The sequence below is a fragment of the Aurantimonas sp. 22II-16-19i genome, from assembly GCF_002088275.1.
Lineage (GTDB): Bacteria > Pseudomonadota > Alphaproteobacteria > Rhizobiales > Rhizobiaceae > Jiella.
Genome location: NZ_AQQS01000003.1, coordinates 120,553 through 132,746, shown reverse-complemented (window position 1 = coordinate 132,746; position 12,194 = coordinate 120,553). Strand labels below are relative to the sequence as shown.

The 12,194-nt window shown below is 67.4% G+C and carries 11 protein-coding genes and 1 pseudogene; 6 read left to right on the top strand and 6 right to left on the bottom strand.

Going from position 1 to position 12,194, the window contains the following annotated elements:
• Nucleotides 1-2: 2 nt before the first annotated feature.
• Nucleotides 3-449, bottom strand: a complete 447-nt coding sequence (locus ATO4_RS04910) for a glyoxalase superfamily protein (protein WP_083590295.1) — start codon at nt 447-449, stop codon at nt 3-5.
• 220 nt (nt 450-669) lie between these two features.
• Between ATO4_RS04910 and ATO4_RS04905 the strand changes: the two are divergent.
• Nucleotides 670-786, top strand: a pseudogene (locus ATO4_RS04905) (addiction module antidote protein, HigA family); the annotation flags it as partial.
• Between the two features lie 56 nt (nt 787-842).
• Here the strand turns inward: ATO4_RS04905 and phaC are convergent.
• Nucleotides 843-2,678: a class I poly(R)-hydroxyalkanoic acid synthase gene (phaC, locus tag ATO4_RS04900; protein WP_083590294.1), complete on the bottom strand. Its 1,836-nt coding sequence runs from the start codon at nt 2,676-2,678 to the stop codon at nt 843-845.
• Between the two features lie 217 nt (nt 2,679-2,895).
• Here phaC and ATO4_RS04895 point away from each other — a divergent pair, with 217 nt between their 5' ends.
• The 5 genes from ATO4_RS04895 to recJ all read left to right on the top strand — a co-directional run bounded on the left by ATO4_RS04895 (nt 2,896) and on the right by recJ (nt 9,509).
• Nucleotides 2,896-3,381, top strand: coding sequence for a hypothetical protein (locus ATO4_RS04895; RefSeq protein ID WP_083590293.1), 486 nt, complete (start codon nt 2,896-2,898; stop codon nt 3,379-3,381).
• Nucleotides 3,382-3,441: 60 nt separating this feature from the next.
• Nucleotides 3,442-4,659, top strand: a complete 1,218-nt coding sequence (locus ATO4_RS04890) for an LL-diaminopimelate aminotransferase (protein ID WP_083590292.1) — start codon at nt 3,442-3,444, stop codon at nt 4,657-4,659.
• A gap of 138 nt (nt 4,660-4,797) precedes the next feature.
• Nucleotides 4,798-6,099, top strand: a complete 1,302-nt coding sequence (locus tag ATO4_RS04885; RefSeq protein ID WP_083590291.1) for a homoserine dehydrogenase — start codon at nt 4,798-4,800, stop codon at nt 6,097-6,099.
• A 375-nt stretch (nt 6,100-6,474) separates the two neighbouring features.
• Complete coding sequence (gene glpX / locus ATO4_RS04880; RefSeq protein ID WP_245308576.1) at nt 6,475-7,458, top strand: class II fructose-bisphosphatase; 984 nt, start codon at nt 6,475-6,477, stop codon at nt 7,456-7,458.
• A gap of 251 nt (nt 7,459-7,709) precedes the next feature.
• Nucleotides 7,710-9,509 (top strand): single-stranded-DNA-specific exonuclease RecJ, encoded by a 1,800-nt coding sequence (gene recJ, locus ATO4_RS04875; RefSeq protein WP_083590290.1) that lies wholly within the window; start codon nt 7,710-7,712, stop codon nt 9,507-9,509.
• A gap of 123 nt (nt 9,510-9,632) precedes the next feature.
• Here the strand turns inward: recJ and ATO4_RS04870 are convergent, their stop codons facing one another.
• The 4 genes from ATO4_RS04870 to ATO4_RS04860 all read right to left on the bottom strand — a co-directional run bounded on the left by ATO4_RS04870 (nt 9,633) and on the right by ATO4_RS04860 (nt 12,143).
• Nucleotides 9,633-10,001: a helix-turn-helix transcriptional regulator gene (locus tag ATO4_RS04870; protein WP_083590289.1), complete on the bottom strand. Its 369-nt coding sequence runs from the start codon at nt 9,999-10,001 to the stop codon at nt 9,633-9,635.
• Nucleotides 10,002-10,028: 27 nt separating this feature from the next.
• Nucleotides 10,029-10,325, bottom strand: a complete 297-nt coding sequence (locus ATO4_RS26900; protein WP_139802259.1) for a hypothetical protein — start codon at nt 10,323-10,325, stop codon at nt 10,029-10,031.
• Nucleotides 10,322-11,059, bottom strand: a complete 738-nt coding sequence (locus ATO4_RS04865) for an acyl-homoserine-lactone synthase (RefSeq protein WP_210191023.1) — start codon at nt 11,057-11,059, stop codon at nt 10,322-10,324. Before ATO4_RS04865 ends, ATO4_RS26900 begins: the two co-directional genes overlap by 4 nt.
• A 352-nt stretch (nt 11,060-11,411) precedes the next feature.
• Nucleotides 11,412-12,143: a LuxR family transcriptional regulator gene (locus ATO4_RS04860; protein ID WP_083590287.1), complete on the bottom strand. Its 732-nt coding sequence runs from the start codon at nt 12,141-12,143 to the stop codon at nt 11,412-11,414.
• Between the last annotated feature and the right edge of the window lie 51 nt (nt 12,144-12,194).

Below are 12,194 nucleotides of genomic sequence, written 5' to 3'. Positions count from 1 at the left end.
GCCTACCAGGCGAGTTCCACCTGCGGCCGCCCGTTCGAGGTTTTCTCCCGGCTGCGGCCGGTGTCGTCGACGACGCAGTTCACCCGGTGCCGGAAGGCCGAGAAGCTGTCGAAGGTGACGACGTCGACCGGCGTGTCGAATTTCAGCGTCAGCCGGATGCGGGTCGGGTCGCTCTCGAAGACGCCCGCCGAGAGCACCTCGCCGGAAAAGCGCTGGCCGAGATAGCAGCCGGCGACCCTCGCGCCGATCGTATAGGGCGACAGCCTCGGGCGGTTGCCGAGCCGCGCATGCAGGGTGTTCCAGTCGCGAAAGCCGTGCTGGTGCGCGATCAGCTCCAGCGCCCGGCAGTGGGAGACAGGCTGTCCTTCGGCCTGCAGCGACGCGCGCAGGCGCCGGGCCTGATCCTTCAGCACGGGAAACGATGGCAGAGGCGTATAAGGGATTGTCATGGCGAACACTCTTTCCGGCATCGCATGACGGCCAAGAGGTGGGTGTCCGCATTGCCACCGGCCAGCGATGCCCTGAGTGAGCGATCGGTGGTGTGATCCCGGGAGCTTCACCAAGGCCTCGTCGGCCTGCGGACGGCGGGTGCCCGGACCCTGCGGCGAGCTATAACGCGATCGAAGGGTGACGACAATCCGGCGATCACCCTGACCGATGAGGTTTTCGATGGTCATGACGAACCGCAAGCCGGCGACTGTCGGCGAGCTCCTGACCGAAGAATTCATGCAGCCGCGCGGTCTCACGCAGGCGGCGCTGGCCGAGTTGGTGCGGGTTCAGCGCCGCCAGCCGAAGACGTGGCGCAGCCGCGCCGGCGAGTGCCGCGAGCAACGCTCGCCCCCTCACGCCTTCGTCTTCACATAGCGCCCCGGGGCGTCCTCGATCGGCTTCAGCTTGCGGCCGCCGGGCTTTCTCGCCTTGACCTGTTCGCCGGCGAGCGGCTTCAGCCACTCCAGCCAGTGGCCCCACCAGGAGCCGGGTGTCTCCTTCGCCGCCAGCAGCCAGTCCTCGTAGGCGCCGACGTCCTTCGGGGCCGGGCCGGTCCAGAACTGGTACTTCTTCTTGGCCGGCGGGTTGACGACGCCGGCGATGTGGCCGGAGCCGGTGAGGACGAACTCCACCTTCGAGCCGAAGGCGCGGCAGCCGGTGAAGACCGAGCGGGCCGGGGCGATGTGGTCTTCCTTGGTGGCGAGGTTGTAGATCGGCATCGTCACTTTCGAGAGGTCGAGCCGCACCCCGCCGATCTCCATGCGGCCGCGCGACAGCCGGTTCTCGTGATAGCAGTTGCGCAGGTAGAACAGGTGGTTGGCCTTCGGCATGCGGGTGGAATCGGCGTTCCAGTAGAGGAGGTCGAAGGGCAGCGGCTCCTTGCCCCGCAGGTAGTTGTTGACGAAATAGGGCCAGATCAGGTCGCCGGAGCGCAGGAGGTTGAAGGCCGTCGCCATCTGCGAGCCCTCGAGATAGCCCTTCTGCGACATCGCCTGTTCGAGCAGCTTCAGCTGCGCCTCGTCGACGAAGACCTTCAGGTCGCCGGCATGGGTGAAGTCGATCTGGGTGGTGAGGAAGGTGGTGGAGGTGATGCGCTCGTCGCCCTTCGCCTTGAGATAGGCGAGCGAGGCGCCGAGCAGCGTGCCGCCGACGCAATAGCCGACGGCGTTGACCTCGGTCTCGCCGGTGGCCTTCTCCACCGTGTCGAGGCCGAAGGCGATGCCCTCCTCGATATAGGCCTGCCAGTCCTTCTCGGCCTGGCGCTCGTCGGGATTGACCCAGGAGACGACGAACACCGTCAGCCCCTGTTCCACCGCCCAGCCGATGAAGGACTTCTCCGGATTGAGGTCGAGGATGTAGAACTTGTTGATCCAGGGCGGGACGATCATCAGCGGCCGCTTGAACACCGTCTCGGTCTTCGGCGCATACTGGATGATCTGGCAGAGATCGTTCTCGGCGACGACTTTGCCGGGGGTCACCGCCATGTCGCGGCCGACCTCGTATTTCGTGTAGTCGGCCTGGCGCAGCTTCAGATTGCCATGGCCGGCGACCATGTCCTCGGCGAACATCTTCATGCCCTTGACGAGGTTTTCGCCATTCGAGGCGATGGTCTCCCGGTACAGCTCGGGATTGGTCATGACGAAGTTCGAGGGCGCCAGGGCATTGGAGATCTGCCGAACGTAGAAGGCGGCCTTCTGGCGCGTATGCGGATCGACCCCCTCGGCGCGTTCGACGAGGTCGTCGGCCCAGCGGGTGGTGAGCAGATAGGTCTGCTTGACGAAGTCGAAGAACAGGTTCTCGTTCCAGTCGGCGGCCGCGAAGCGCTTGTCGCCCTTCTGCGCCTCAACCGGGCTCTCCGGCACCTCGCCCGCCATCCGGCGGATCGAGTTGTTCCAGATGCCCATGTAGCTGGCGAAGAGGTTGGTCTGGGCCTCCATCGCCCGGGCCGGATCGGTCATCCAGTATTCGGAAACCCGCGACAGGGTCTGCACCACCTCCGACATCCGCATCGGGCCGTCGTCGACCATCTCGCCCTTTTCCCGCGGGGCGACCCAGGCGGCGGCGGCCTTGCCGATCTGCTCGAGCATGCGCGCCATGTTGAGGCCGAAGGCCTCCGGATCCTTGACCACAAAATCGTCCTGCGCCGCTTTGAACGGCTCGGTTTCCGGCTTTCCGGCTTTGGTGGCCATGGCTTCTGTCCTCCCTCGAGGCTTCGGGCAGCGGGGCGGTGTTCTATGCCCGCTCTCCTGCTGGCCGAATGCGTGTCCGTCTTAAGCGTTTTTATTGCAATGGCGACATGAAACGCACGCCCGCTTCTTTGTAATTGGCTTATCCGTAGGATATGACACAGGCATCGCGGATGAGAAGCGGTCTTGCGGCCGCGCATGCACGGGAAGGGCAACTCGGATGATGGGTGGGATCGCGCCGCGCGCGCTGGCGGCAGTCGTCTTGGGCGGTCTTCTGGCCGGTTGCCAGTCCGCCTATGACGACCCGGCGATGCCGCAGGCCGTCAGCTATCAGCGGGTGGCACCCGACGGCCGGTCCGGCCAGCGTCTCGGGCCGGACGGCTATCCGCTGCTCGGCGCCTTTCCGAACGTGGCCGCGCCGCAGGTGGACGATGCGACCGTCAGTGCCCAGGAGCGCCGCACCGCCGCCGTCGCCACCCGCGGCAGGGGCGCAGGCTCGGCCCGCGGCTACGAGGCGGACATCGCCCGGATGCAGCGCGTGAGACGCCAGCAGGCCGAAGAGGTCGAGGCCGCGCTGGCCGCCAAGCCCGACAGGAGTGCCGTCAGCGTCGACGCACGCACCGGCACCAGCACTGGCACCGGCACCGGCGCCGCGCCGAGCCGGACGCCCGAAGAGGTGCTTCGCCAGATCCAATCGGGCCAATAGGCTCGCGCCACGTTAACGGCGTAGACGCAATTGCCGGCATGGGGCCGGAGGACGAGAAACATGGAAGAATTTCATAAGGTCCGGCGCCTGCCGCCCTACGTCTTCGAGGAAGTGAACCGGCTGAAGGCGGCCGCCCGAGCGCGCGGTGCCGACATCATCGATCTCGGCATGGGCAATCCGGACCTGCCGACGCCGCAGTTCATCGTCGACAAGTTGTGCGAGGTCATCCAGGACCAGCGCACCCACCGCTACTCCGCCTCCAAGGGCATCGCCGGGCTGCGGCGCGCCCAGGCGGGCTACTACAAGCGGCGCTTCGGCGTGACGCTCGATCCGGCGAAGCAAGTCGTGGCGACGCTCGGCTCGAAGGAGGGCTTCGCCAACATGGCGCAGGCGATCACCGCGCCCGGCGACGTGGTGCTGTGCCCGAACCCGACCTATCCGATCCACGCCTTCGGCTTCCTGATGGCGGGCGGCACCATCCGCGCGATTCCCGCCAAGCCCGACCGGGACTTCTTCACCGCCATCGACCGCGCCGTGCGCCACTCGATCCCCAAGCCGATCGCGATCATCCTGAACTATCCGTCGAACCCGACGGCCTACGTCGCCGACCTCGACTTCTATCGCGAGATCGTCGCCTTCGCGAAGAAGAACGAGATCATCGTCCTGTCCGATCTCGCCTATGCGGAGATCTATTTCGACGACGTGCCGCCGCCCTCGATCCTTCAGGTCGACGGGGCGATGGATGTCGCGGTCGAATTCACCTCGATGTCGAAGACCTTCTCGATGCCGGGCTGGCGGATCGGCTTCGCCGTCGGCAACGAGCGGCTGCTGTCGGCGCTGGCGCGGGTGAAGTCCTATCTCGACTACGGCGCCTTCACGCCGATCCAGGTCGCAGCCACCGCCGCCCTCAATGCCGGCGATGCGGCGATCGAGGAGGTCCGCGGGGTCTATCGCAAGCGCCGCGACGTGCTGGTCGAATCCTTCGGCCGGGCCGGATGGGACGTGCCGCCGCCGTCCTCGACGATGTTCGCCTGGGCGCCGATCCCGCCGGCCTATCGCCATCTCGGCTCGCTGGAGTTTTCCAAGCTGCTGATCGAGGAGGCGCAGGTCGCCGTCGCGCCGGGCATCGGCTTCGGCGAGCATGGCGACGACTTCGTCCGCATCGCGCTCGTCGAGAACGAGCACCGGATCCGCCAGGCCGCCCGCAACATCCGCCGCTTCCTTGCGTCGGGCGCCGAAGACGGGCAGAACGTCGTCTCCCTGCGCGCGCGCTCCTGAGGGCGCACGCGCTTCGAAACCGGCAGCGCCGGCGGCCCTCGCCTGAAGGGCTCCCGGCGCAGGCCGGTCATTTGTTCATTGCCGCATGATGGACCGGAGACCTCGGCCTCCGGCATCGTGCCCTGAGACGGATTTGTCATGAAAACCGAATTGCGGCTGGGCATTGCCGGGCTCGGCACCGTCGGCGCCAACGTGGCGCAGCTGATCGAGCGCAAGAGCGATCTCCTCGCCGAGCGCGTCGGCCGCTCGATCCGGATCACCGCCATCTCGGCACGCGACCGCAGCCGCAACCGCGGTTTCGACACCGACGGCATGCGCTGGTTCGACGACCCCGTGGCGCTGGCCCGGGAAGCCGAGATAGACGCCTTCGTCGAATTGATCGGCGGCTCGGACGGGATCGCCCGCGAGGCGGTCGAGGCGGCGCTGAAGCGCGGCATCCCGGTCGTCACCGCCAACAAGGCGCTGCTGGCCCATCACGGGCTGGAACTCGCGACGCTGGCGGCGGACAACGGCATCGAGATCCTGTTCGAGGCGGCGGTCGCCGGCGGCATCCCGATCATCAAGACGATGCGCGAGGCGCTGTCCGGCAACGAGGTCAGCCGCGTCTACGGCATCCTGAACGGCACCTGCAATTACATACTGACACGTATGGAGAAGGAGGGGCTGACCTTCGACGCCTGCCTCGCCGATGCCCAGATGCTCGGCTATGCGGAGGCCGATCCGACCTTCGACATCGGCGGCTTCGACGCCGCGCACAAGCTGGCGATCCTCACCTCGCTGGCCTTCGGCTCGCAGATCTCGCTGGAGAGCATCTTCATCGAGGGCATCTCCAAGATCACCATCGAGGACATCGCCGCCGCCGCCGAACTCGGCTACCGGATCAAGCTGCTGGCAGTCGCGCTGAAGACCGACAGCGGCATCGAGCAGCGGGTGCATCCGGCGATGATTCCGGCGCGGTCCTCTCTCGCCCAGGTGGACGGCGTCACCAATGCGGTGGCGGTGGACAGCGATCTGCTCGGCTCGATCCTCCTCGCCGGGCCCGGTGCCGGCGGCGCCGCGACCGCCTCCGCGGTCCTCTCCGACATCATGGACGTCGCCGGCGGCTTCGTGCCGCCGACGCTCGGACTGCCGGCAGCACGGCTGCAGCCCTATCACCGGGCGCGGATGCGCGCCCATGAGGGCGGCTACTACATCCGCCTCTCCGTCCTCGACCGTGTCGGGGCCTTCGCCTCGATCGCCAACCGCATGGCGGAGAACGCGATCTCGCTGGAATCGATCGTCCAGCGCAAGGCCGACCGCAAGGGCGAGGGGACGGCTCCGGTCATCCTCGTCACCCACGAGACGACCGAGGCCGCGATCCGGAGCGCGCTTGAGGCGCTGCGCAACGACGGGCATCTTTCGGGCGAGCCGCAGATGATCCGGATCGAGGATCTCGACTGATTCCCGTCAGGGGGATCAGGCGTCGGGGACCCGGCGCAAAAATCCGGGCGCCCGCCGCAACCAGGAATGGTTCGCGGCGGTTCTCGTATCGGGGCCTCCCGAGGGCTCCGGGCGCGGCTGCCGGCCAGGGCGGGTCGTCCTGCCGGCGGCGATGGGGCACTTGGCGCCGGGCGGCGCCGGCATCGGGGCGACATCGGGGCGACATGGGACCGGTGCATAGCCTCCCGCGGCAGACCCGCCGCGTGGCGGTGGAGACGATTTTCGGGCTATCCTCTCGCCGCCACGACGGATGGTTCGAAACAAGGACGGGGCGACGGGGTGTCGGCACCCGCCGCCGAGCGGCGGACGGACCAGAGTGGCGGGGGAGCATTTGAGATGATCGGGACCATGGCAAAGCTGGGTGACAACCTTAACCGCGTCCTCTCGCTGGAACTGGCCCGCGTCACCGAGCAGGCGGCGATCGCGGCGGCGCGGCTGCGCGGCCGCGGCGACGAGAAGGCCGCCGACCAGGCGGCGGTCGACGCCATGCGCAAGGCGCTGAACCAGATCGAGGTGGACGGCACCGTCGTCATCGGCGAGGGCGAGCGCGACGAGGCGCCGATGCTGTTCATCGGCGAGAAGGTCGGCCTCGGCGGCGTCATGGTGGACATCGCCCTCGACCCGCTGGAAGGCACGACGGTCTGTGCCAAGAACCTGCCGAACTCGCTCGCCGTCGTCGCCATGGCCGACAGCGGCAGCCTCCTCAACGCCCCCGACGTCTACATGGAGAAGATCGCGGTCGGCCCGGGCTACCCGAAGGGCATCGTCGACCTGTCCCGCTCGCCGGCGGCCAATCTGCAGGCGCTGGCGGAAGCCAAGGGCGTCAAGGTGGCGGACCTGACCGCCTGCATCCTCGACCGGCCGCGCCACGCCCAGCTGATCGCCGCTGTGCGCGAGGCGGGCGCGGCGATCCGCCTCATCGGCGACGGCGACGTGGCGGGCGTCATCCACACCACCGATCCCGAAGAGACCGGCATCGACATCTACATGGGCATCGGCGGCGCGCCGGAGGGCGTGCTGGCGGCGGCGGCGCTGCGCTGCACCGGCGGCCAGATGCAGGGCCGCCTGCAGCTCAACACCATCGACAAGCGGGTCAGGGCCGAGCGCATGGGCGTCGGCGATCCGAACAAGATCTACACCGCCGAGGAGATGGCGTCGGGCAACGTCATCTTCGCGGCGACCGGCGTCACCGACGGCAATCTCCTCGACGGCGTGCGCTTCTACCGCGACCGGGTGACCACCCACACGCTCCTGATGCGCTCCTTCTCGCGCACCATCCGCGAGGTGCGGGCGCACCACCATGTCGGCGACTTCGCCTGAGGGCGCTGCGGGACGGGCGGCGAGACCGGGCGAGAGCCTCGACGAACGGCCCGCAGGCGGCAGGCGTCGGCCGCCTGGTCCGGCAGATCATCCCGCCGCCACGCCGGCCGTCTGATCGCACGGCTCCGCCGGACCGGCTATCGGCCTGACCGGAGCCCGGCGGGAAGGTTTGCGAAGCGCCGCCAGTTTGACATAAGGCGGGTTCGGTTCCACCGAGCGGTGAACCAAGCCGATCCCGCCAGAGAAGCAGAATGCCACCAGCCGGCAACACCACATTCCTGGGCGTCGAGACATCCGTCACCGGCCGGCGCTGGACGAGCGCGCTGGACCTGCGCGGCGAGGGGCAGGCGCTCGCCATGTCCCAGAAGCTCGGCCTGCCGGACATCGTGGCGCGCGTGCTTGCGGCCCGCGGCGTCGAGGCGCAGGCGGCCGAGCGCTTCCTCGATCCGAAGCTGCGCCACGAGATGCCCGACCCGAGCGTCCTGACCGACATGGACGCCGCCGCGCAGCGTCTCGCCGATGCTGTCACACGGCGCGAGACGGTGGCGATCTTCGGCGACTACGATGTCGACGGGGCGGCCTCCTCGGCGCTGCTGTGGCGCTTCCTCGCCCATTACGGGCTCGATCCGGTGGTTCACATACCGGATCGTATCACCGAGGGGTACGGGCCCAACATCCAGGCGATCGACGATCTGGCCGCCGGCGGTGCGCGGCTGCTGGTGACCGTCGACTGCGGCACCTCGAGCATCGATACGGCCGAGCATGCGCGGCGCCTCGGCCTCGACGTCGTCGTGCTCGACCATCACCAGTCGGGGACCGAACTTCCCGAGGTCGCGGCGCTGGTCAATCCGAACCGCCAGGACGATCTCTCCGGGCTCGGCTATCTGGCCGCCGCAGGGGTCGTCTTCATGACGCTGGTGGCCACGCAGCGGGTGCTGCGTGGCCGGCCCGGGGTGAGCCAGCCGCCGCTCGACCTGATGCGGCTGCTCGACCTCGTGGCGCTGGCGACGATCTGCGACGTGGTTCCGCTGAAGGGGCTGAACCGGGCCCTGGTGGTGCAGGGGCTGGCGGTGATGCGTCGCCAGGACAATGCCGGGCTGCGGGCGCTCTGCCGCGTGGCGCGGCTCTCCGGCCCGGTACGCTCCGGCCATCTGGGCTTCCTTTTGGGTCCGCGGATCAATGCCGGCGGCCGGATCGGCGACGCCGCCCTCGGCAGCCGGCTGCTATGCCTCGACGACGACGTTTCGGCCGACGCCATCGCCGTGCAGCTCGATGCGCTGAACGCCGAGCGCCAGGCGATGGAGGTCCGCATGCTGGCCGAGGCGGACGCCGCGGTCGGCGCCGAGATCGGCTCGGGCGACGGGCCGCCGGTTCTGGTCGCGGCGTCTTCGGACTGGCATCCGGGCATCGTCGGGCTGATCGCGGCACGGCTGAAGGAGCGCTATCGCCGACCGGCCTTCGCCATCGCCTTCGATGCGAGCGGCAAGGGCTCCGGCTCGGGGCGCTCGGTGAGCGGCATCGACCTCGGCCGGATCGTGCGGGCGGCGGTGGAAGACGGGGTGATCGAGAAGGGCGGCGGCCACGCCATGGCGGCGGGGCTGACGGTGCGGCGCGAGAGGCTCGGCGATCTGCGAGCCCATCTCGAAGCCGCGGCGAGGGCGGATTTCGCCGCCGCGCGGGCGTCCGACGCCCTCAGGATCGATGGCGCCGTCAGTGCCGCCGGCCTGACCCTGCCGCTCTACGAGATGCTGGAGCGGGCCGGCCCGTTCGGCTCGGCGCATGAGACGCCGGTGCTCGCCATCGCGCGGCACACGGTCCTCGACGCGCGCATCGTCGGCAACGGTCACGTCGCCGCGCGGCTGAAGGGGGAAGACGGCGCGACCATGCGGGCGATCGCCTTCAAGGCCGCGGGGAGCGAACTGGGAGAGCTTCTCCAGTCCAGCCAGGGCAGGCCGCTGCATGTCGCCGGCAGCGTCTCGGCCGATCACTTTCGCGGCGAGCAGGAGGTCAGCTTCCGGATCAGCGACGCTGCGGTCGCGACCTTCGTCTGAGAGGAACCCCGGCAGTCGGCGCTCGTGCGGTGGCGAAGCCCGTCCAGCATCGCTTGATGTCGCACCAACGCTTCCGCGCCGCTGTCCGCCGGATCAAATCCGGACGGCACCCGGCAGCCTGCGTCACTCGGCGGTCGCAACATCCGGGTTGAGCGACACGAGCAGGGCGTCGAGAGCCCGGCGGGTGTCGGGGGAAAGCGCCTTGAGATTCTTCAGCATGCGCAGGTCGGCCTTGGACAGCGTCGGATAGGCCTCGAAGGTGGGCATCTCCTCGAAGAACCACGTTACTTCCCTGCCAAGGGTATCGGAGATCTCGCGCAGACGACCCGCCGAGATCCGGTTCAAGCCCTTCTCGTACTTCTGGACCTGCTGAAAGGTAATACCCAGGGCCTCGGCAAGCTTTTCTTGCGACATCCCGGTTTCCAGGCGTGCGAGCCTGATCCGGGCGGCGATCTGCCGGTCGATGTCGGATGCTGCTTTTGAATTACGCATAGTTCGACTATCTTACTGGTTTTGCCGCTAGGGATGGTCGACCAAGATCTTGACGGCCAAACTCACCGCTGCGGCAGCTTCTGGACGGCCATGCTCTAGCTCAGGAATTGCATAATTCAAAGCATGCAGCAGCGCATTTCGGTTGATGACTTCGACGGGAAGGGCGCGCCTGGGTATAATTAACCTATCGTCACACTTAGAGATGGCAAACTCTATTGCTTGCGCCGCATCGGGGGACAAACCTCTTACGGCCGACAGGCTGGAGATGAGAAAATGTGCAGCTTCTCTGGCTTGCGCCAAGGGCATGGCGTCCTCAAAGATCATGATTTCCTCCCCGGATTTGCACGTCGTTCCCCTTGACGCCGCGCGCCGCCCGTGTCGCTCGTGCGCGAATTTGCCGCAGCCCTGCCGGGCGTCGCCGGCAGCGTGACGCCGGGCAGCGCCGGATGGGGGAGATGGGCGTCGATCGCGAGAACCGGGGCCTCCAGCCGGAACAGCGAATGGCTGATCCTGACCGTCTCGGGCGTCGCGGAGGCGAAGATCACCGCGAGCGGCTTGCCGTCGTAGAGCTGCGGGATGTTCAAGGGCTGAACGTCCCAGCCGGTTTCGAGGAGCCGGGTGACCAGCTTCGGATGGGTCTGGACGATGACGCCCCGCAGGCCGAGCGCGACGAAGGCCTCGGCGACGCCGGCAAAGACCATGTTGTTGGCGCTGACGCCTTGCGCGTCCGCAACCCCCGGTTCGGCGACGCAGCGTGTCCATTCGAAGATGTCGTCGCCGCGTGGCCAGGGGCCGCCGTTCATCAGCTCGGGATAGACGTCCGACAGGAGGTGCGGCTGGTCGGTGCGCAAGAGCCTCGTATAGCCGGCGACACGGCCGTCGAGGACGAGGGGCAGGTGGACCGCGTTCTCCCCGTCGAACTGATCGATCTCGCGACCGTCGGGCTTGCGCAGGGCGGTCCATTCGAACCGCTCGACGAAATGTCGATGCCGAAACTCCCACACGTCGTCCATGATTTCTGCATGGTCGGACATATTGGCCGCTGTCACCATTCGCATCATCGGATGTCTCCTTCCGGTTCAGCGCGGTTTTGCGCTCCGGAAGGAGATTTTTACATTCAGGGGTTTCCCCGTATTGACAAGCAAACCGAAAGCGCGTCGCCCCGAAAGATCTCGATGCTTGCGGTGTTCGGGGAGAAAATATATGATATGTCGCAGCGAAAGGTGCTTGTGCGGAAACGAGTTCCTTCGGGAAAAGAAAATCTCCGGACTATCTCTGGGGAAGAATTGTCACAAGCCTTGCGTCCCGGGGCGTTCATCTTGACGCCCGGTCGGTCTCATCTGATGTCGTCAAATCTTCGTGAAGAGGGCCATGAGTCGCTGCCGCCGCCAGGGCAACCCTGTCAATCGCTCAGCTGATCCGCCGTTGCCGGAGGCTTTCGGCGACGAGCTGGGCCCGATTGATCGCGCCGACCTTGGCGCTGGCATTGCGCAGATAGGCCTCGACGGTCTTCTCCGAGAGGCCGGTGATGCGGCCGATCTCCCAGTTGGTCTTGCCGGCGGCGCACCACAGGACGCATTCCCGCTCGCGCAGGGAGAAGGGCGTCGCCGAATCCCCCTCGTCGTCGCGCCGGGTCAGAAGTCGCTTGATCTGACTGTGCGCGTAGATCGCGATCATGTGCAGGGCGCCCCGCTCGCGCGGCGACAGCTCGATCCGCTCGCCGCCGAAGGTGACGACGGCGGACAGGCCGTTGAGCGAGTAGATCGGCACGGTGAAGCCCTGGCGCATGCCGAATTCGGTCGCCTCGTCCATGATCCGGCGGGCCTTCGCGCCGAGCCGGCGCGCGCTGCAGGCCTCGTCCCAGGTGAACGGCGTGTCGGTGCGGGTGGTGTGGGCGACGACCGGATCCAGATGGACGTAGTCGTTGCCGACATAGCGGTCGAACCATTCCGACTGCCAGCCGGACAGGAGGAAGTAGGGCTCGAGGGATTCACCCGGTTGCGGCAGGCCCGAGATCCCGAAGCTGGAGAAGCCGAAGCTCCGGACGGTCTTGAACAGCTCGTTGGCGATCGCGTCGTGGTCTTCCAGGTGCCGTACGCAATCGACGAACCTGAACATGTCGTCGGTGATGGAGTGGCCCATGATAGCCCGCTGTTTTCCGAAGTCTTGAAATCCATCACAACAACGAATCCG

Excerpts from the sequence above, each read along its gene's own strand:
- ATO4_RS04910 (WP_083590295.1), bottom strand. The coding sequence starts at position 449 with ATGACAATCCCTTATACGCCTCTGCCATCGTTTCCCGTGCTGAAGGAT.
- phaC (WP_083590294.1), bottom strand. The coding sequence starts at position 2,678 with ATGGCCACCAAAGCCGGAAAGCCGGAAACCGAGCCGTTCAAAGCGGCG.
- ATO4_RS04895 (WP_083590293.1), top strand. The coding sequence starts at position 2,896 with ATGATGGGTGGGATCGCGCCGCGCGCGCTGGCGGCAGTCGTCTTGGGC.
- ATO4_RS04890 (WP_083590292.1), top strand. The coding sequence starts at position 3,442 with ATGGAAGAATTTCATAAGGTCCGGCGCCTGCCGCCCTACGTCTTCGAG.
- ATO4_RS04885 (WP_083590291.1), top strand. The coding sequence starts at position 4,798 with ATGAAAACCGAATTGCGGCTGGGCATTGCCGGGCTCGGCACCGTCGGC.
- glpX (WP_245308576.1), top strand. The coding sequence starts at position 6,475 with ATGATCGGGACCATGGCAAAGCTGGGTGACAACCTTAACCGCGTCCTC.
- recJ (WP_083590290.1), top strand. The coding sequence starts at position 7,710 with ATGCCACCAGCCGGCAACACCACATTCCTGGGCGTCGAGACATCCGTC.
- ATO4_RS04870 (WP_083590289.1), bottom strand. The coding sequence starts at position 10,001 with ATGCGTAATTCAAAAGCAGCATCCGACATCGACCGGCAGATCGCCGCC.
- ATO4_RS26900 (WP_139802259.1), bottom strand. The coding sequence starts at position 10,325 with ATGATCTTTGAGGACGCCATGCCCTTGGCGCAAGCCAGAGAAGCTGCA.
- ATO4_RS04865 (WP_210191023.1), bottom strand. The coding sequence starts at position 11,059 with ATGCGAATGGTGACAGCGGCCAATATGTCCGACCATGCAGAAATCATG.
- ATO4_RS04860 (WP_083590287.1), bottom strand. The coding sequence starts at position 12,143 with ATGGGCCACTCCATCACCGACGACATGTTCAGGTTCGTCGATTGCGTA.